Source organism: Pseudarthrobacter sp. NPDC092419 (genome assembly GCF_044755045.1).
Classification (GTDB): domain Bacteria; phylum Actinomycetota; class Actinomycetes; order Actinomycetales; family Micrococcaceae; genus Arthrobacter.
Genome location: NZ_JBIVQF010000005.1, coordinates 227,253 through 244,893 on the forward strand (window position 1 = coordinate 227,253; position 17,641 = coordinate 244,893).

Consider the following 17,641-nt stretch of genomic DNA (forward strand, 5'->3'; position numbering starts at 1 on the left):
CAGATGAGCCCATATTTGCCTAGTTCACCATATTTTGGCCGATTGTGCGCATTCCTGTGGAAAAGCGCGGGCTTGTGGAAAGGCCTCCCGGCGCTCAGGCGGCGGGGATGAGGAACCCGTCACGGACCAGGTTTTCCACCTCGGCCAGCAGCCCCGTCCGGAACGTCGCCGCGTTGAAGTCCTCTCCCCCGCCGAGCAGCGCTTCCAGGGCTCCGGCGATCTGCCCGGCGGTCAGGTCGCCGTCGCATGCGGACACAAAGCCGGCCAGCTCCGTGCTGAGCAGGTTCGTCCGGCGCAGCCCTGCGCCCTGCCGCAGCAGGATCACCCCTGGATGTTCCGCGCCGGGCCGCTGGTGCCTTTCCTCGGTGACGTCCCCGGCCACGAGCAGGTGTGCGTCCTCGATGCTGTGCGCGGCAAGCCAGTCGGCGCGCTCCACCAGGGCGCCCAGATGGGGGCCGATGGGCTGTTCGATGGGGTAGGTGATCTCCTCGAACCGCCGGATGCGTGTCCCGCCCCGTTCCGCCGGCCGCCGCAGCCACACCATCCCGAAGCCGATCCCTTCCACCTTGCGGGAGGCGAAATCGGCGAGGTAGGCGGCGTAGGCGTCCCGGTAATGTTCACGGTCGCGGCCTTCGGAAGCGTCGCGCAGCCATGTCTCCGCGTACTGCTCCGGGGTGACCTGCTCGCGCTGGATGAACCAGGCGTCGGTGTCCGGACTGGCCCACTTCTGCGGCCCCTCCTGCCATTCCATCCCCGCAGGCACCTCCCAGTTGCCCAACAGCTGGGCTGTTCCGGCCGGTTCCAGCACGGACGGCAGGTCCTGGATCAGCGACGACACGATCTGGTCCCCCGGCAGCCCGCCATCGCGGTACGTGAACTGTCCCGCCGCGTCCTCCCCGGCGGTGCGCGGGGTGATCACGAACGGCGGGTTGGAGACAACCAGCCCGAACTCCTCGCCTGCCACGGGCTCCAGCATGGACCCGCACCGCAGGCTCACCCGCTCCGAGAGCCGTTCCGGGTCCACGGACAGGGCCTCTGCGTTAAGCAGGATGTTGAACCGCGTGAAGGCCAGGGCGCGTTCGGAAATGTCCGTCGCAGTGACGTGCTGGCAATGGTGCAGCAGATGGAAAGTCTGGATGCCGCAGCCGGTGCCCAGGTCCAGCGCCCGTTCCGTGTGGCGGCGGATGGTGGCCTGGACCAGCGTAGTGGAGGCCTGCCCGATGCCCAGCACGTGGTCATGCCGCAGGATCCCGGCCTGCTGGTGCGCGGCGAGGTCGCTGGCCACCCACAGTTCGGCCCCGCCGCTGCCGTCCTCGTTCTTGTCCCAGCCGTAAGGCCGCAGGTCCGCCCGGGCCGTGAATTTCCCGGTGCCGGGCACGGGCTGCAGCAGCCCCAGCTCCACCAGGCCTTCGGTACGGATGCCCGGGAGGGCGGCGTCGAGCGTTTCACCTTCCTGCGGTTCGGCCAGCAGCCACAGGCGCACGACGGCGGCAAGCGCCGCTGCGGGCCCCTCGCCGCGGGCCGCACTTTCGGTAGCCAGCAGGGCGGGGATCGTCTGGTCGCGGTCGAGCGCGGTGTAGGCGGACTCACCGAGGAGGCCGGCCACGCCGTCCAGCGTGTAGTCCACCGCGCGCAGGTCCGCGGCAAGGGCGGCAAGCTGCTGGGGAAGGTCGCTGCGGGGGGCGTCGGGGGTGTTGCCGGCGGTGAATTCGTAGGAGGTAGGCACGGCTCAAGTCTAGGGTGGGCACAGGAGGCCCCACTGGCCCCGGTAAATTGGAGGCATGGCCCTACCCTTCACCTCATTCCCGCGCGCCCTGGCCGCCGCCGCAGTCGCCGCCGTCCTGGCCGGCACTGGATGCGCGCCCCGGCTCTCCGTGGAGGACGCCGACGTTCCGGCCTGGCAGGCCACGGCGATGCCATCCGCCGCCGGTGTGGTGGCCGAAAAGTCAGGCAAGCTTCTCTCCGCCGAGCCGGTTGACCGCACGGAGGAGCTGCCGGCCGGTGCCTACGCCGTGACACTGGTCTGCGAGGGCGGCGGCAAGGCCTTCCTGGCCGTCAGGTCAGGCGAGAAGGATGTGGCCGACCTCGGAGCTGCCTGCTACGGCACGCCCGAGCGCGCGAAAGTCACCCTTGCCACGGACGGGCCCCTGGAATTCAGCATTTCCAGCGTGGACGCGCCCGTCCTGTACGCCTACCACATAGTGCCCGCAGGATAGCCACAACTGTGGCGCGCGGGCGCTGGCCCCGTGCGGCCGCCAGGCCTAGAGTCGAAGTATGGCCGCCTCCCCGGGCGCCACGGACCGCAGCGGTCCGGAGCTCCCACCGCCCGGGCGACGGTCCCGCAAGGCCGGCCGGGGAACCAAGGCGGGCGCCGTCGTCGCCCTTAGTGCCTTCATTGCGGCCGCCGCCGTGGCCGGCTGCGAATATACGTACGACGACGGCCGGGGCTGGAGCAGCCCAGACGCCACCGCCGCGCCGGGTCCGGCGTTCACGCGGAACCCGCCGCTGGAAGCGGTCCCGGCGGAGTCACTGGGGGCCTGGGTGGTGGAGGCCCTGCCCGGAACGGATCCGCCCGCGTTGCAGGTAGACGCCGGGTTGCTGGCGGCGGGGGAGACTGCTACGGCTACCACACCGGCATTATCGCCCGGCTCCTATGTGCTCTCGCTGGCCTGCCGGAGCACGGAACCGGTGAATTTCACTGTCCGCAGCGACACGTTGGCGCTGGTGGACCTGGGCCTGCGGTGCGGCATCACGCGCGAGAACGTCATCTACCTGCCGGCAGACACCGCGCTGGAAGTCCGGGTGGAGGCGTCGGCGGAAGCAAACTACGCCTACCGGGTACGGAAGCTCTCACTCCAGGGATTTGGAACGTCAGGCTGCACACCCGTCGGGGCAGCGGAGCGTTTCCGGACTGGCGGCGCAATCGGCGCAATAGAGCGTGAGGGTCCGGCAGCTGGGGTTGGAGCAGTTCTCGAATTTGCTGGTGGGCGCAGAGCAGCGGGTGCATTGGCCGATGGTCTTGGCTTCGTCACTGAACTCCAGGTGCATCCGCTTGTCGAAGACGTAGAGGGAGCCTTCCCAAAGTCCCTGGTCCTTGAATGTTTCGCCATAGCGGACGATCCCGCCGTCCAGCTGGTAGACCTCTTTGAACCCGCGGTTCACCATGAGGCTGGAGAGCACCTCGCAACGGATGCCGCCGGTGCAGTAGGTGACAACGGGTTTGTCCTTGAGCCCGTCGTACTTGCCTGACTCAAGTTCCTTGATGAAGTCATGGGTGGTGGCAACGTCCGGCACCACGGCGTCCTTGAACTTGCCGATCTGGGCCTCAAACGCGTTGCGGCCGTCGAAGAACACCACGTCCTCGCCGTTCTTCTTCTTGGCATCCACCATTTCGTGGAGTTCCTCCGGCTTGAGGTGGGTTCCGCCGCCCACCACGCCATTGCCGTCCACTTTGAGCTCGCCCGGGGCGCCGAAGGAAACGATCTCGTCACGCACCTTGACGCTGAGCCGCGGGAAGTCGTCTGCGCCGCCGTCGGACCACTTAACGTCGATGCCGTGGAAGCCCTTGTATTCGCGGGTGGTCTTCACGTACTGCTTCACGGCGCCGATTTCGCCGCCCACGGTGGCGTTGATGCCGTCCTTGGAGATCAGGATGCGCCCGGTCAGGCCCAGCTTCTCGCACAGGGCACGCTGCCAGAGGCGGATCGCTTCGGGATCCGCGATGGGGGTAAAGCCGTAAAAGAGCACGATTCGGTTCAAAGCCACGTGTTTAAGGGTACCGGCACCCCTGAGACCGGATCACAATTGCATAAGCTCTCTTCCGGGCCCTGTTCCTGATGCGCGCGCTGGAATAGTCTCAATCCATGAGTCCGGAAACCATGGTTGAAGACATCACTGGCCTTCTCGAAGTATGGGTGGCCGGCTGGGCAGGCTGTCGCGGGTACCAGACGGCCAAGGAAGGGCGGTTCCCTTCCGCGCTCCGGTCGGATACCACCGGCGAGTGGGAATACTTCGCCTCGGACCCTGCCGATGACGAGTTCGCGGCGCTGGCAGCCAAGACCGCAGAGGTACCAGCCCGTGGCTTGACGATCCTCACGAACGACCCCGCGCGGTATGCGGCGCTCGCCGCCCGCCACGGCCTGAACGTCACCTCGGACACCCAGACCATGATGATTGTCGACATGGAAACGCAGGACGCCGAGGACCCATGGCTTTCGGATGATGACCTCGCGCTGACCGCCACCACCGAGAACGGCGTCCACTTCGCGGAGGTCCGTTCCGGAGACACCCTGGCCGCCAGCGGACGCGTGTTCGTGGTGGGCGAGACCGCGGTTTTCGACAAGATCATCACCGAACCGGCCTTCCAGCGCCGTGGCCTGGGCAGTTTCATCATGCGGGCCCTGGCGGCGCAGGCTTTTGAGCACGATGTCCAGAGCGGCCTGCTCCTGGCTTCGGTGGACGGCCAGAAACTGTATTCCCACCTCGGCTGGAACACGGTCTCGCGTGTGCTGATGCTTTCTTCCTCGCAGGACGGCGCCGACCTCTCCCTGAGCTGAACCGCTCCTGCCCGAACCGGGTTGCCTGACCGGAGACGGTTATCCCCACGGCGAACCGGGCCGCGCCTGTCTTCGCCGGGTGAAACAATATTGGGGTGAACCCCCATGACTCCCTGATTTCCCTGCTGGGCCGCGGTCCGGATCCGGAACAGCTCCGTCATGTCCACACCATCCCGGCACGCCATGCGGTCCACAGCCCGTGGCCTGACTGGGTGCACCCGGATCTGGTTGCCGCTTACGGGTCGCTCGGCATCCATGAGCCTTTCCGGCACCAGGTCGACGCCGCGGATCTTGCCCACCGCGGTATCCATACCGTCGTGGCCACCGGCACGGCCTCCGGAAAATCGCTTGCGTACCAGCTGCCTGCACTTGACGCTATCCACCGCTCTGAACTTCGTGTCCTCGCCGAACCGGGCAAGATCCACGACGACGGGGCCGTCACTCTCTATCTTTCCCCCACCAAGGCGCTGGCTGCCGACCAGCTCAACGCCATTCGGGCGCTGCAGCTCCCCACCGTCCGTGCGGAAACGTACGACGGCGACACCGACCCCGCGGCGCGCCGCTGGATCCGTGACCATGCCAACTTCATCCTGGCCAACCCGGACATGCTCCACTTCGGCATCCTCCCCAACCATGCCTGGTGGGCGTCGTTCTTCCGCCGGTTGCGGTACGTCATCGTCGATGAAGCGCACAGCTACCGGGGCGTGTTCGGATCGCACGTGGCCAACCTGATGCGCCGGCTGCGCCGGATCTGCGCGTATTACGGGGCGGGTCGGACGTTCCCCGAGCCGGTCTTCATCGCCGCTTCCGCCACCGCATCCGAGCCCGATGTCTCCTTCTCCCGCCTCATCGGCGCTCCGGTCACCGCCGTTTCGCATGACTGCTCGCCGCACGGCTCCACCACCGTCGCCTTTTGGGAGCCTGCCCTGACGGAAGCCCGGGGAGAGAATGGCGCCCCACAGCGCCGGACGGCAGTCGCGGAAACCGCAGACCTGCTCGCGAACCTGGTCTCCGCCCGGATCCGCACCATCGCGTTCATCAAGTCCAGGCGGGGCGCGGAGACAATCTCCTCGATAACCAAGCGCCTGCTGGACGAAGTGGATCCCAGCCTGCCCCAGCGCGTGGCTGCCTACCGCTCAGGTTATCTTCCCGAAGAACGGCGCCAGGTGGAACGGTCGCTGCGTGCGGGGGAGCTTCTGGGGGTCTCCAGCACCTCGGCACTGGAACTGGGGATCGACATCTCGGGCCTGGACGCGGTGCTCGTTGCGGGCTGGCCCGGGACCAGGGCATCCCTATTCCAGCAAATAGGCCGGGCGGGCCGGGCGGGCCAGGACGCCGTGGCCGCCTTCGTGGCCAGCGACGACCCACTGGACACCTACCTGGTCAACCATCCGGAAGCCATCTTCGACGTCTCGGTGGAAGCCACGGTCTTCGACCCGGCGAACCCTTATGTGCTGGGCCCGCATCTTTGTGCGGCCGCGGCGGAACTCCCGCTGGGACCTGCGGAACTGGACCTGTTCGGTTCCACGGCGGAGAGTCTGCTGGACCGACTGGTGGCGCAGGGATACCTGAGGCGCCGGCCCGCGGGGTGGTTCTGGACGCATTCGCAGAGCGCGGCGGGGATGGTGAACCTGCGGGCGGATGGCGGCGGTCCGGTAAGCATCGTGGACGCCGAGACCGGTTCCCTGTTGGGGACGATGGATTCGCCGCAGACGCATTACCAGGCGCACACCGGTGCAGTGTATGTCCATCAGGGCGACACCTATGTGGTGGAGGACCTGAACGAGGACGATCACTGCGTGATGGTGCGCCGGGCGAATCCCGACTACTACACGACGGCCCGGGACGTGACCCAGATCGAGGTGCTCGAAACCCAGCGCACCATGCAGTGGGGCGGCGTCACCGTGCACTTCGGCGACGTCAAAGTGACCACACAAGTTGTCTCCTTTCAACGGAAAGCGCTGATTTCCAACGAGGTTTTGGGGGAAGAACCGCTGGACCTTGGTGCGCGGGACCTGTTCACCAAAGCCGTGTGGTTCGTGGTGGACAACCGTTCCCTGACGGGAGCCGGGCTCATCGAAGCCCAGTTCCCAGGTGCCCTGCACGCGGCCGAACATGCCGCCATCGGATTGCTTCCGCTGGTGGCCTCCAGCGACCGGTGGGACATCGGCGGCGTTTCCACTGCCCTCCACGCGGACACCGGAGTGCCGACGATCTTTGTCTACGACGGGCATCCCGGCGGGGCCGGTTTTGCCGAGCGCGGGTTCGATAAGGCCAAGGTCTGGCTCGCGGCCACGCGGGACGCCATCAAGGCCTGCGAATGCGACTCAGGCTGCCCCTCCTGCGTCCAGTCCCCCAAGTGCGGCAACAAGAACAACCCCTTGGACAAAGCAGCGGCGGTCACACTCCTGGATGTCCTGCTGCGGCACGCAACTGACAGCCCGGCCGCAGCCACAGCCCCGGCCCCCACTCCGGCTGGCTCTTCGGCCGGGCTGTAGCAGGCTATGGCGGTGGTCCGGCACGGGAATGGCCTCGGGCCGGACCCGCCACTGTCCGCTCCACGAGTTCCGTCCGGACTTCCACCGTCTGGCCGGTGCCTTCGACACAGCTGACCACGGTTGCTCCATGCCGGGTGGCCACCTCGAGGGCCACGGTGCACGGGTCCCCTTCAGTGAGTCCCCGCAAGGCGTCCGCTGCTGCCAGCGCCGCCAGGTCCGCGGCTGACGCTGCCCTGCCCGCAAAGACGGCGGCCTGCGCGAACAGGAGCGCCCCGGCCATAAGCATCAGGACCGTCAGCGCCAACCCCACCGCCAGGATTGTTCCGGCGCCCCGCTCTCCATGGCTGGAGCGCTGAATTCCGGAACCCCGCGGCATATCGGAGGGGCTCATTCGGATGCCTCGCTCCGCGTGGAAGCCCGGGCGGTAAGCGTCCACGGAATGGATGCCCCCAGCGGCCCACCAACTCTGTCGGTGACCGTCACGTCCAGCCAGCCCCCATCGGCCGAGATCACCGCGGCTGCCGTACTGCCGGAGAGGCGGGCAACGATGTCCTGGACAGCGGCGGGATCCTCGCCGCGGGCCAGGGCGCGGGCGCCGGCACGTGCTCCTTCTTCGAGCCGTACCTGCGTGATACCGGCGGCCGCAGCAGAAAGCAGCATGGCCAGGAGCAGCAGAACGGCGGGGAGCGTCACGGCAAATTCCGCCGTCACGGCACCCGTAGCCGGGGAAGGAGTCACGGCCGGCCTGCTCATGGGAGTGCCAGCGCCGTACGGATCAGCGTCAGGAGGAAGCCACGGACTTCATCACTCCGGAGGATGAATACCAGCAGCCCGGCGAACCCTACGGCGGCCAGAGTCGCGATGGCATATTCTGCGGTGGCCATACCGGCTTCCGCTGCGGGATGCCTCTCCACGCGCCGGACCGGAAGAGCGGTCACCGGTCCGGCCGCAGGGTACGGGGCACCAGTTGGTGCCTCTTCGAGGGGCGGCACCAGCCGGAGGACGGGAGGACAGGCGGCATCCGTTGAACGCTCAGGGTTGAGAGCACCCTGTGTGCGGGCCGCATGCGGAGGGGCGGCCGGCGCTCCGGCGCCCCTAATGCGGTGGCTGTAATGACGGGCGTACATGTGCTGGTTCCTTTCGTTGGACCGGCCTGGATTGCCGGCTGACTTGACTCTTCCGGCCAGAACACCCAGCGGTAAGCCAGCTGTGCGTGTAAGTGGACAACCCACCCAGACCGGGCAGCTGTGGAGGACAAGACAGCTGCCCGGACGCCGCGACATGACGTGTCCAGCTGTCCCGGAAGGCACTGTCCAGGCTTACCCCGGTACCAGTGCCAGCAGGACGGGCACTACGCCCAGGCAGATGAAGGCGGGAAGCGAGCAAAGACCCAAGGGCACCACAAGCTTCACGCCCAGCGATGCTGCCCTTTTCTCCGCCGCCCTGAACCGCTCCCGGCGGAGCCGGGCAGCCTGGGCGTAGAGAATCGCGGACGAGGGGGCGCCCGTCAGCGCAGCGAAAGCCAGCGCGTCGCGCAGTTCCAGGATCCCGGGATGCCGCACGGCCGAGCTGCGCCAGGCAGTTTCCCAGTCGGCACCCATGGCTAAGGCCGAAACCACTGGGGTCAGGGTATCCCGGTACCGCGGCGAGGAAGCGGCCGCCACCAGTTCAAGGGAACGGCCGATTCCCGCGCCGGCGTTCAGCATGGCTGCCACCAGTTCGAGCATCATGGCGGTGTCCCGCAGTCCCGGGGCGTCCCCGGCAGGGTCCGAAGTCTTCTGTTCGTTTCCGGGCGCCTGCCGTACCAGGGACCGGAGTCTCTTGGCAGAGTTGGAGAGGCCGGCCAAGGCGAGAACCACGGCCGCAGCAAGCAGGGCAAACAGCTGCACCGCGGACGCCACGGCCGGACTTGGCCATGCTTCCGTCATGGCATGCCGGCGGCGGCCGCCGCTGCCACGAGCTTCGCGGACCAGATGCGCCCTGCCACCGTGAGTCCGGCCCCTGCGGCGAGCGCGGCCAGGCCCAGCGGCGTTCCGAGCAGGACAGCGAGGGGGTCAACGCCAAGGACAGCCCCGAGGCCCAGCCCCAGGACCGGGAGCCAGGTGAGCAGCGCAACTGTGGCTTTGGGGCCCGCGAGCGCTGTCTGTCGGGCGGCGTCGGCGTCGTCTTCGACTTCGAGCTGGGCGGCGAAGCGGGTGAGAACGTCTGCGAGCGGGCAGCCGCTGGCCTCTGCGATATCGAAACACGCCGCAAGGTCGGCCCAGACCCGCGAGTCGCGGTGCCGCCACGAAGCCCTGCCTGCTCCCCCGCCGGACAGTACCCTTCGGATCGCAGCCGACACGGGAATGCCGTTGGCGGCCGCAGCCCGGGCGGCGGCGAGAACCTCCACGGACGCCGGGTGGAGGCTCCCCGCGACCGGCTCTGCTCCATGTCCGACGACGGGCCTGCCGTACAGGAGCCACAACTCCTCCCACAGCCGCCCGGGGGAACGACCACCCTTCAAAAGTGCCGCCAGCTGCTGCGCCACGAGGGTGAGGGAGACACCTTCGTTCCCGTCCCGGCCCGCCCTCTTTGTCCATGACAGGCCGGAACGCACCAGGCCGGCAGCTCCCGCACCGCGGCGTGGGAACGGTCCGGGCGGCCCGTTCTGCTGGGGCCGTCCGGCAGCAGCTGCCGCCCTGAAGCCCGCCCTGCGGAGCCTCGCCGCGGCACCCGGGGCATGGCCGAAAGCCAGGACTGCGGCCAAGCCTAGGAGGAAAGCAGTCAAGGCGGTCATCCTGTGCTGCCCGTTTCCAGCCCGAGCCGACCGGCCAGAGCCGCCCAACCTGGTCCCCGCCGGAGCACGCCGGCCGGACCGGACTCGACTGCCGGGCGCACCGCGAGCCCATGCCCGACGTCTACCATCACACCAATACACGTGACCCGTCGCCCGAGGGGAGTGCGTTCAACGTGGACGACGGCGTCGAGGGCGCTGGCGGCCTGCAGCCTGACGGCTTCCGGCCCCATTCCCGCAAGGGCACCCAGGGCGGCAAGGCGGGCAGGTACTGCGGCCGCGGTGTTGGCATGGATGGTGCCGCCACCGCCGCTGTGTCCGGTGTTCAGCGCCGTCAACAGTTCCCGCACCTCGGCGCCGCGGCACTCGCCCACCACCAGCCGGTCCGGCCGCATGCGCAGCGCCTGCCGGACGAGCTCGCCGAGGTCCACCGCCCCGCCGCCTTCGAGGTTGCCGTGCCGCGACTCGAGCGACACGATGTGCGGATGGACCGGGTTGAGTTCGGACGCATCCTCGATGAGGACCAGCCGCTCCTGTTCGGCACAAAGACCCAGCAGCGTGGACAGCAAAGTGGTCTTTCCCGAGCCGGTTGCGCCGCTGACCAGGAAACTCAGGCGTCCCGCCATCAGCCGCTCCAGGACCTGCCGGATGTCGGGCCCGAACATTCCGCTCTCTTCCAGATCGGACATCGTGAACACGCCCTCGCGCCGGATTCTGATGCTCAGCAGCGTCCCGGCGGTGGACACCGGCGGCAGCACCGCGTGAACCCGGTAACCGCCGGGAAGCCGGACGTCCACGCAGGGTGATCCATCGTCCAGCCGCCGCCCGCCAGCGGCGATCAACCGGCAGGCAAGGGAACGGAGCTGGGGTTCGCTGTCGAACTCCACTGGGGCGGGCTCGATCCCCCGCCCGCGGTCCAGCCACACCGAGCCCGGGGCATTGACGAAGATGTCCGTCACGGCCGGGTCCTTGGTCAGTTCCTGAAGCGGACCAAGCCCGTTCAGTTCTGCGCTGATCCGCTCCACGGCGGCAAGTGAGCCGGCGGTCCCCAGCAGCCTGCCGGTCGCCTGGACGGCTGCCGCAACCCTGGACGGCGTCACCTGTCCTGCGTCCGCCAGCACCGATTCGCGCACTGATTCGAGGAGTCCAGCGTCCATGGCGCCGTGCGCCCCGGTCCTTCGCTGTCCGGCACCACGGGACATGGTTGGCTGCCCCGCACGCAGATCCCGGCGCTTGAGAGCGCCGCCATCTGCGTCATCCGCGCCGGGTACGCCTTCGGCGGTCCGGCCCTGCCATCCGGCCGACCAACCGCCCGGCCCGCTCATGCGTCCGCCCGCCCCGCTCATGCGACCTCTCCGCCGGCCATCACGTCACCCAACGCATCCAGTACCGACGCCGCGAAATGCCGCACGGCCCGCCGCTTGCCAAGCTCCAGGAGGCGCCCGGCCTCCATGGCCGCTGCCACGCTCCGCAGTTCCGGCATTCGTCCCTCTATGGGAAGTCCGACCGCTTCCGCGATCAGCGGCCCGTCCAGGGCGGCTCCGGTCCCTCCTCGCACCAGGAGCCCCGCTTCCACGGGCGGGAATTCCTTCAGGAGCCGGGCCGCGGCCACGGCCGCCTTCAGCTGAGCAGGGACAACCACCAGGACCCGGTCGCAGTCCCAGCCGAGGGTGGCCAGCTGTTCGGCGCTCCTGCCGATATCCACCACCACCAGCTCATAACCGCGTCGGGCAGCATCCAGCACTGCCGCCGTGGCCACCGCGGGGACGGAGACGGGCTGGTCACGGCTGGCTGGCCAGGACAGGAAGGAGAAACCGCCGGCCACAGGCAGGGAGTCAGCCAGCTGCAGGGGGTCGACGCTGCCGCTTGCCCCGGACAGGTCCGGCCACCGCAGTCCGGGATCCTCCTCCGCGGCGAGCGCCAATTCAAGCCCGCCGCCCCATGGATCGCCGTCCACCAGCAGCACCCGTACGCCGAGGCCGGCCGCCGCCTGGGCGATCCACACGGCCGCGGTGGTGGCACCCGCTCCCCCGCAGCCGCCGGTGACACCAAGGACGAGTCCCCCCGGGTCGGGCGACCGCGAGCGGCTTAGATGGTCGGCCAGCCACGCGGCCGCATCAGGCAGCACGGCCACCCGTTCAGCTCCCAGAACGGCGGCCAGATGCCAGAGACTGTCGCCCTCCCCGTCCAGCCCCACCACCACGGCGGGCGCCCGACGGCGCGGCGGCAGCTCCCGCACATCACTGCCCACGAGCACCGCGGCGGCTTCGTCCCAGTAGCCGGCCGCGGTTCCGGCGTCGCCTGCTACGACAAGACCGGCTCCTGCAGCGGCGACGATCCGTTCCACCTCACCGCGCAGGACCGTCGAGGCGGTCACCAGCAGCACGTCGCCGGCACCCCCTTCGCCCCGCGGCGCCCCGCGAGGTGATGCACCGGAAGCCGGCGCACCCGGAGGTGTCATGTCCGGCAGCCATGCCCCGCCCTCCCTCGCCGGAGGTGCCGTGCCGGTCGGCGGGGACGGGGTCAGCTCATGCCTGCTCATGGCCCAACTCTTGCGGCGGCAAGGACCGCCGGTAAGGGGCAGCCTTCCCTATGTGGAAAAGTCCGGCTGTGGAAAGAAGGCACAATTGAACCATGTACCTGCTGCTGGCCGCCCACCCTGACGGTGCGGTGTTGCAGCAGCTGACCCAGTCGGGCCATCCCTTCCCCGCAAACCCGGAACCGCGGCTGGCCAGCGCAGCGGAACTTCCCGCCGTCGTGCGCCGCTTGGAAGCCGGCCGCACCGAAGGCCAGGCGCCGCGCTGGATCTGGCACCGCACCCGCGACTGGTACCCGGATCTGCTGGCAGCGGGGGTGGAGCTGGAACGCTGCTATGACCTCTCGCTGTGCGGCACCATCCTGGCGAACTCACAGTTCTCGGCCCAAACGGACTACGCCAAAAGCGCCGTGGTCACGGCCAGCGACGAAGACCTCCTGCCTCCCAAGGCGCTCCTTCCGCCTGCTCCCCCGGCGGAGCAAGCGGCCCTGTTTGATGCCTCCGGGCCCGCGCCGCGGTTCACACCCGAGGAGCTCCGCGCCGAGTTCGCCGCGCAACAGGCTGCGCTGACCGCGGTGGAGCCCGGCGGGAACCGGCGCGGCCGCCTGCAGCTGCTGCTGGCGGCCGAGTCGGCGGCCGCCATGGTCGCGGCGGAGATGCAGCACGCCGGCGTCCCATGGCGCGAAGACCTGCACGAACGGATCCTCGCCGACCATCTCGGTCCCCGCCCTCCGGCCGGCCGGCGCCCCGAAAAACTCGAGGCGCTGGCCGCCGAACTGCGCCTCCTCCTGAATACCCCAGGGCTGAATCCGGACTCGCCCCAGGAACTCATGCGCGCCCTCCACCGGAACGGCATCGAAGTCAAAAGCACCCGCAAGTGGGAGCTGCGGGAATCCAGTCACCCGGCCATTGTGCCCCTGCTGGAGTACAAAAGGCTCTCCCGGCTGCATACCGCGAACGGCTGGGCCTGGCTGGATGCCTGGGTAGCCGGCGGCCGGTTCCGGCCGGAATACGTGGTGGGCGGCGTGGTGTCCGGGCGCTGGGCCTCTCGGGGCGGCGGCGCGCTGCAGATTCCCCGGCAGGTCCGCGGGGCTGTGCACGCGGTTCCGGGCAACAAACTCATTGTGGCGGACGCGTCGCAGCTCGAACCCCGGGTCCTGGTGGCCTTGGCGCAGGACACCGTCATGGCCGAGGCAGCCCGGGACCAGGACCTGTACGCGGGCATCGCGGCGAAGGGGTTCGGCGGCGACCGCGCCAAGGCGAAGATGGCCCTCCTCGGAGCGATGTATGGAGCCACCTCCGGGGAGGCCGGGCGGCTGATGCCCCAGCTGGCACGCACCTATCCCCGCGCGGTGGACTTCGTGGAGCAGGCGGCGCGGGCCGGGGAGAAGGGCGGAACAGTCACCACCAGGCTGGGCCGCAGCAGCCCGCCGCCGTCGGACCGGTGGTACCAGAGTCAGCGCTCGGCGACTGCTGAGGAACAGCGCCGCGCCGAATCCATCGCACGCGCGCGGGGGCGCTTTACGCGGAACTTCGTGGTGCAGGGTTCTGCGGCGGACTGGGCAGCGTGCTGGCTGGCGGAATTACGACGGCGGCTCCGCACCCTGCGTGCCGCAGGCACCCCTGCCGAGCTGGTCTTCTTCCTCCACGACGAAGTGATGGTCCATGCCCCGGCGGATGCCGTGGGCGCCTGCGTCAGCGCCATTGAAGAGGCAGCCAATGCGGCGAAGGAGCTCCTGTTCGGCCCGATTCCGGTGGAGTTCCCGGTGAGCGTCGCCGTCGTGGATTCCTACGACAACGCCAAATAAGCCTGCTACTTCAAGGAAAGTAACCTACCCGACGGTAGCTCGACGGCCTTCTGTGATGGCCGTTACAGTCATAACTGCGACTGATGCAGACCGGTCCATAATGACTTGATGCAACGACGCATTTCAGGGGAGGTCCGTATGGCGGGCAGATTTGAGATTCACCGGGTGGGGGACGAGGACTATCGGCTCCGCCTCACCGACTCCGACGGCAACACGGTGGCCGTCTCACCAAGATTCAAGTCCCTGCACACGCTGCGCGAAGGCGTGAAGGCAGTGCGCGAAAACGCCGCCACGGGGATCGTGGTGGACCTGCGCCAACAGCAGGCCTGACAGGGCCGGCCTGATAAACCAGGCCCTACACCCCCACTTTATGTTTCCGGGTCCGGTCCCAGGGGACGGCCCAGCCGAGCTGCTCGAACAGCCCGTTCAGCACGATCCCGGTAAAACCCCACACCAGCACGCCTTTTACGGTGAACGCGGGACTGTCGAAAGTGCGCCCTACGCGCCGCACCGTGGCCATGACCCGGTTGTCCGGATCCAGCAGGTCCCGCACGGGCACCCGGAAGACCTGCGCGGATTCCCCGTAGTCCACCACCCGGACGGGCGACGGCGACTGCCACCAGCCCAGCACCGGCGTCACCAGGAAATTGCTGTGGGCCAACCCGAGTTCCTGGAGCGTGCCCAGCACCTCCACTCCACCGGCATCCAGCCCGGTCTCCTCCTCGGCCTCCCGCAGCGCCGCCTCCACCGCGGTTTCGCCGGGATCGATCCGTCCGCCCGGAAACGCCACCTGGCCCGGATGCGAACCGAGCGTATGCGCCCGCTCCAGCAGCAGCACGTCCAGATCAGCAGGTGCGAGCGGCTTCTCCGACGCCGCTGGAACATGGTCCAGCGCCCCGAACAGCATCAACACTGCAGCCTTGCGGGCGGTGGCGGCATCCACGGTGAGTGCGGCCCACAGCGGATCAGGCTCGCCCGCCATCCCCTCCTGGTTCCTGCGGACCAACTCCTGCAGGTCACCCCGCGCGCTCACGGGGCAGCCCGCCGGGATTCCATCCTGATTTCCGCGGCCCGGTGCGTCTCCGCCAGCAGCCGGGCCAGCAGTTCCTCGCTGCCGGGCGCGAGCTCGTACTTGAGCAGTTTGGCCGCCTTGGCCGGGTCCGTCTCGCCCAGGCCATAGCTCGGGCAGAGGTTGGCCACCGGGCACGCCCCGCAGGCCGGCTTCCGTGAATGGCACACCCTCCGGCCGTGGAAAACCACCCGGTGAGAAAGCATGGTCCAGTCGCGCGGTTCGAACAGCTCGGCCACATCGGACTCAATCTGCACGGGGTCCTCGGACAGGGTCCAGCCGAAACGCCGGGCCAGCCGGCCGAAATGGGTGTCCACGGTGATGCCAGGCACGCCGAAAGCGTTGCCCAGCACCACGTTCGCCGTTTTTCGTCCCACTCCCGGGAGCGTGACGAGGTCCTCCAGCCGTCCGGGGACCACGCCGTCGTACTCATCCACGAGGCGCGTGGCGAGGGCGATGAGATTCCGGGCCTTGGCGCGGAAGAAGCCGGTGGGCTTGATGATTTCCTCAAGCCGCGCGGGCTCGGCCTCTGCCAGCGCGCGCGGGTCAGGGTAGGTGCGGAAGAGCAGCGGTGAGATCAGATTGACCGTGACGTCCGTGGTCTGCGCGGACAAAACGGTGGCAACCAGCAGCTCGTACGGGTTGGTGAAGTCCAGCTCCGCATGCGCGTACGGGTACTTCTCCGCCAGGATCCGGTTGATGCGCCGCGCCCGCCGCTTCAGCGCAAGGGCCGACTCCGAACTCACCGCCACCATGGCAGGCTAGCCGCGTTCGATGTTGCTGAGGTCCCGCAGGACTCCAAGCCGTCCGTCGGTGTGCTGGACCAGGAATTCGTGGCCACGGTCCTCAAGCGCCAGGACCCAGCCGCCTGGCTCGATCACGAACGCCGGGGCACCGGTCTCCGGGTCGACGGCGGTGCGGTGCTGCGCCACGGCGAACCAGAACGCCTCGGGGACGGGCTGCTCGCCGGAGTCGTCCGGGCGGCTGGCAGGGTCCACGGTGGCGCCGATCTGCTGCTCTGTCCTGACCTGAGGATGGACGGCAGTGGCCGTCGGAGGCTCCGCCGCGCGCGGGGCAGCCTGGGCGGCGGGGGCACCCTGCTGCGCGCCGCCGTCGTGCGCTGCTTCGGGTGCCGCGGCGGGGGCGACGGCGTCGCCCAGTTGGGTCTGTTCCTCGGCCGGTGCGTTGGCAGGACGTACGACGGCGGTGGCCTGGGTTGCCGGGAGCTGCGCCCCTTGGGCGGTCCACTCGAAAACTTCGGGCGCGGTGGAGACGGGTGCTGCGGACGCGCCTGCGGCAGCACTTCCGGTCGCAGCACCTCCGGCGGCAGGGGCACCCGGCTTCACCGCAGACGACCCTGCGGTATGACCACCCAGGAGCCGGCCGCCCAGCGGCGATTTCCCGGCGCCAGCACCGGCACCCGCTGTGGCGGGCCGGGGTGCCTTCGGAGGACGCGGCTTACGCAACGGCACCGCCGCTTCGCGGGCCACCACATGGGCCGGCACCTCGGCGCGGCCCTGGAAGTCGGCGGAAAGGTAGGGCAGGAAGCGGCCCAGGACGGTGGCGGCGAAGAGGACCACGGCACCGATCAGGCCTACCAGGAAGCTGGCGCTGAACGCAGCTGCGGTGGCCAGGAAGAAGAAGGCGAGCCCAAACGATGCGGTCACGGAAGCGAACTGGTCGATTGAGAGTGAACCGATCCGGATCTTCGTCTGCGGCGCCAGCCTGCGCGCCGCGAACAGCGCGGAGACTGTCAGCGGCAGGATGATGCCGAGGCCCAGGAAGAACTGGTTGTTAAGGTTCCACAGGTTGTACCGGCCACCGAAGAGGGGCAGCAGGGAGGCGGCGAACAGGATGAGGGTCGCGGCGAAAACCGCCAGGTCCCGGACGGTGAAAGGACCGAGGACAGCCTGCTGCACACCGTCCGCTGTGGAGTTGTTGCCGCGCGCGCCTTCCGCGCCCTGGGTCGCCGTTCCGGGCTCTCCGGACTTTGCGGGGATCGACGCGGCGGGATCCGACGCTGCGGGATCAGACACTGCGTCCGTATCCGGGGCCGTTGTCCGGCCGTGGCTCTGCTGGTCCATTCTGCTCTCCTTAGCGTGGCGGCACCGGGGCTGTTTGGCCCCGTCAAACTGTGCCGTCGTACAGCGGATCCGGCCGTCCCAGGAATTCGTGGTTCCTGGCCCAGCCGGTCCGAAGTAAAGTCACAATTCCATTTCACCCTAGCCAAGAGCCTGCATGATCACTAGCTGAACGGGCGCCCGGCTGCTCTGGCCGAAAGCTGCGCCGAAGCCCCCGGCGGACCATTCACCGCTTAATAAACGCCGCTCACGGGCTGCCTTGTGACACGGCACACACGCAGGCCGCTGCAGCCATTACCCTTGAACCCGGAACAGCTCTT

General features: G+C 68.7%; 17 protein-coding genes. 5 read left to right on the forward strand and 12 right to left on the reverse strand.

The genetic code is table 11. The features are described 5' to 3' along the window. Window positions 1–94: 94 nt before the first annotated feature. Complete coding sequence (locus ACIQC0_RS10615; RefSeq protein ID WP_400534792.1) at window positions 95–1,726, reverse strand: methyltransferase; 1,632 nt, start codon at window positions 1,724–1,726, stop codon at window positions 95–97. Window positions 1,727–1,781: 55 nt separating this feature from the next. Here ACIQC0_RS10615 and ACIQC0_RS10620 point away from each other — a divergent pair, with 55 nt between their 5' ends. After that, window positions 1,782–2,216, forward strand: coding sequence for a hypothetical protein (locus tag ACIQC0_RS10620; protein ID WP_400534794.1), 435 nt, complete (start codon window positions 1,782–1,784; stop codon window positions 2,214–2,216). Between the two features lie 655 nt (window positions 2,217–2,871). On the opposite strand, the gene ACIQC0_RS10625 is transcribed toward ACIQC0_RS10620, so the two are convergent. Next, a complete protein-coding gene (locus tag ACIQC0_RS10625; RefSeq protein WP_400534796.1) occupies window positions 2,872–3,765 on the reverse strand; it encodes a rhodanese-related sulfurtransferase in 894 nt (297 codons plus the stop codon). Between the two features lie 98 nt (window positions 3,766–3,863). Between ACIQC0_RS10625 and ACIQC0_RS10630 the strand changes: the two genes are divergently transcribed. Both ACIQC0_RS10630 and ACIQC0_RS10635 read left to right on the forward strand, forming a co-directional pair. Further along, window positions 3,864–4,556, forward strand: a complete 693-nt coding sequence (locus ACIQC0_RS10630; protein WP_377214372.1) for a GNAT family N-acetyltransferase — start codon at window positions 3,864–3,866, stop codon at window positions 4,554–4,556. Between the two features lie 95 nt (window positions 4,557–4,651). Further along, window positions 4,652–7,054, forward strand: coding sequence for a DEAD/DEAH box helicase (locus tag ACIQC0_RS10635; RefSeq protein WP_400534798.1), 2,403 nt, complete (start codon window positions 4,652–4,654; stop codon window positions 7,052–7,054). 4 nt (window positions 7,055–7,058) lie between these two features. On the opposite strand, the gene ACIQC0_RS10640 is transcribed toward ACIQC0_RS10635, so the two are convergent. The 7 genes from ACIQC0_RS10640 to ssd form a co-directional block, all read right to left on the reverse strand. After that, window positions 7,059–7,445 carry an Rv3654c family TadE-like protein gene (locus ACIQC0_RS10640; RefSeq protein WP_400534800.1) on the reverse strand — a complete coding sequence of 129 codons (387 nt, stop codon included), beginning with the start codon at window positions 7,443–7,445 and terminating at the stop codon, window positions 7,059–7,061. Next, window positions 7,442–7,792 carry a TadE family type IV pilus minor pilin gene (locus ACIQC0_RS10645; protein WP_400534802.1) on the reverse strand — a complete coding sequence of 117 codons (351 nt, stop codon included), beginning with the start codon at window positions 7,790–7,792 and terminating at the stop codon, window positions 7,442–7,444. The genes ACIQC0_RS10640 and ACIQC0_RS10645 overlap by 4 nt, the downstream gene beginning before the upstream one ends. An 11-nt stretch (window positions 7,793–7,803) precedes the next feature. Continuing rightward, entirely contained in the window at window positions 7,804–8,181 is a 378-nt protein-coding gene (locus tag ACIQC0_RS10650) for a DUF4244 domain-containing protein (protein ID WP_400534804.1), read from the reverse strand. Window positions 8,182–8,373: 192 nt separating this feature from the next. After that, window positions 8,374–8,982 carry a type II secretion system F family protein gene (locus ACIQC0_RS10655; RefSeq protein ID WP_400534806.1) on the reverse strand — a complete coding sequence of 203 codons (609 nt, stop codon included), beginning with the start codon at window positions 8,980–8,982 and terminating at the stop codon, window positions 8,374–8,376. After that, the gene (locus ACIQC0_RS10660; protein WP_377214366.1) at window positions 8,979–9,830 is read right to left on the reverse strand and encodes a hypothetical protein; all 852 of its coding nucleotides are present in this window, start codon (window positions 9,828–9,830) and stop codon (window positions 8,979–8,981) included. The genes ACIQC0_RS10655 and ACIQC0_RS10660 overlap by 4 nt, the downstream gene beginning before the upstream one ends. Beyond that, window positions 9,827–11,029 carry a TadA family conjugal transfer-associated ATPase gene (locus ACIQC0_RS10665; protein ID WP_400534839.1) on the reverse strand — a complete coding sequence of 401 codons (1,203 nt, stop codon included), beginning with the start codon at window positions 11,027–11,029 and terminating at the stop codon, window positions 9,827–9,829. The genes ACIQC0_RS10660 and ACIQC0_RS10665 overlap by 4 nt, the downstream gene beginning before the upstream one ends. 140 nt (window positions 11,030–11,169) lie before the next feature. Beyond that, complete coding sequence (ssd, locus tag ACIQC0_RS10670; RefSeq protein ID WP_377214364.1) at window positions 11,170–12,369, reverse strand: septum site-determining protein Ssd; 1,200 nt, start codon at window positions 12,367–12,369, stop codon at window positions 11,170–11,172. Between the two features lie 92 nt (window positions 12,370–12,461). Between ssd and ACIQC0_RS10675 the strand changes: the two genes are divergently transcribed. Together ACIQC0_RS10675 and ACIQC0_RS10680 are read left to right on the forward strand one after the other, a co-directional pair. Continuing rightward, window positions 12,462–14,171: a bifunctional 3'-5' exonuclease/DNA polymerase gene (locus ACIQC0_RS10675; RefSeq protein WP_400534808.1), complete on the forward strand. Its 1,710-nt coding sequence runs from the start codon at window positions 12,462–12,464 to the stop codon at window positions 14,169–14,171. 138 nt (window positions 14,172–14,309) lie between these two features. Next, on the forward strand, window positions 14,310–14,501 hold the full coding sequence (locus ACIQC0_RS10680; RefSeq protein WP_377214913.1) for a YegP family protein: 192 nt from the start codon (window positions 14,310–14,312) through the stop codon (window positions 14,499–14,501). A gap of 25 nt (window positions 14,502–14,526) precedes the next feature. Here ACIQC0_RS10680 and ACIQC0_RS10685 read toward each other — a convergent pair whose 3' ends face one another. The 3 genes from ACIQC0_RS10685 to ACIQC0_RS10695 are packed head-to-tail and all read right to left on the reverse strand — an operon-like array spanning window position 14,527 to window position 17,324. Then, window positions 14,527–15,204 (reverse strand): NUDIX hydrolase, encoded by a 678-nt coding sequence (locus ACIQC0_RS10685; protein WP_400534810.1) that lies wholly within the window; start codon window positions 15,202–15,204, stop codon window positions 14,527–14,529. Further along, window positions 15,201–15,995: an endonuclease III gene (nth, locus tag ACIQC0_RS10690; protein ID WP_377214361.1), complete on the reverse strand. Its 795-nt coding sequence runs from the start codon at window positions 15,993–15,995 to the stop codon at window positions 15,201–15,203. Before nth ends, ACIQC0_RS10685 begins: the two co-directional genes overlap by 4 nt. A gap of 6 nt (window positions 15,996–16,001) precedes the next feature. Then, complete coding sequence (locus ACIQC0_RS10695) at window positions 16,002–17,324, reverse strand: hypothetical protein (RefSeq protein WP_400534812.1); 1,323 nt, start codon at window positions 17,322–17,324, stop codon at window positions 16,002–16,004. Between the last annotated feature and the right edge of the window lie 317 nt (window positions 17,325–17,641).

Bases quoted from the DNA above. Each gene is read 5' to 3' on its own strand.
- ACIQC0_RS10620 (WP_400534794.1), top strand. From the start codon at position 1,782: ATGGCCCTACCCTTCACCTCATTCCCGCGCGCCCTGGCCGCCGCCGCA.
- ACIQC0_RS10630 (WP_377214372.1), top strand. From the start codon at position 3,864: ATGAGTCCGGAAACCATGGTTGAAGACATCACTGGCCTTCTCGAAGTA.
- ACIQC0_RS10640 (WP_400534800.1), bottom strand. From the start codon at position 7,445: ATGAGCCCCTCCGATATGCCGCGGGGTTCCGGAATTCAGCGCTCCAGC.
- ACIQC0_RS10650 (WP_400534804.1), bottom strand. From the start codon at position 8,181: ATGTACGCCCGTCATTACAGCCACCGCATTAGGGGCGCCGGAGCGCCG.
- ACIQC0_RS10655 (WP_400534806.1), bottom strand. From the start codon at position 8,982: ATGACGGAAGCATGGCCAAGTCCGGCCGTGGCGTCCGCGGTGCAGCTG.
- ACIQC0_RS10660 (WP_377214366.1), bottom strand. From the start codon at position 9,830: ATGACCGCCTTGACTGCTTTCCTCCTAGGCTTGGCCGCAGTCCTGGCT.
- ACIQC0_RS10665 (WP_400534839.1), bottom strand. From the start codon at position 11,029: ATGTCCCGTGGTGCCGGACAGCGAAGGACCGGGGCGCACGGCGCCATG.
- ssd (WP_377214364.1), bottom strand. From the start codon at position 12,369: ATGAGCAGGCATGAGCTGACCCCGTCCCCGCCGACCGGCACGGCACCT.
- ACIQC0_RS10675 (WP_400534808.1), top strand. From the start codon at position 12,462: ATGTACCTGCTGCTGGCCGCCCACCCTGACGGTGCGGTGTTGCAGCAG.
- ACIQC0_RS10680 (WP_377214913.1), top strand. From the start codon at position 14,310: ATGGCGGGCAGATTTGAGATTCACCGGGTGGGGGACGAGGACTATCGG.
- nth (WP_377214361.1), bottom strand. From the start codon at position 15,995: ATGGTGGCGGTGAGTTCGGAGTCGGCCCTTGCGCTGAAGCGGCGGGCG.
- ACIQC0_RS10695 (WP_400534812.1), bottom strand. From the start codon at position 17,324: ATGGACCAGCAGAGCCACGGCCGGACAACGGCCCCGGATACGGACGCA.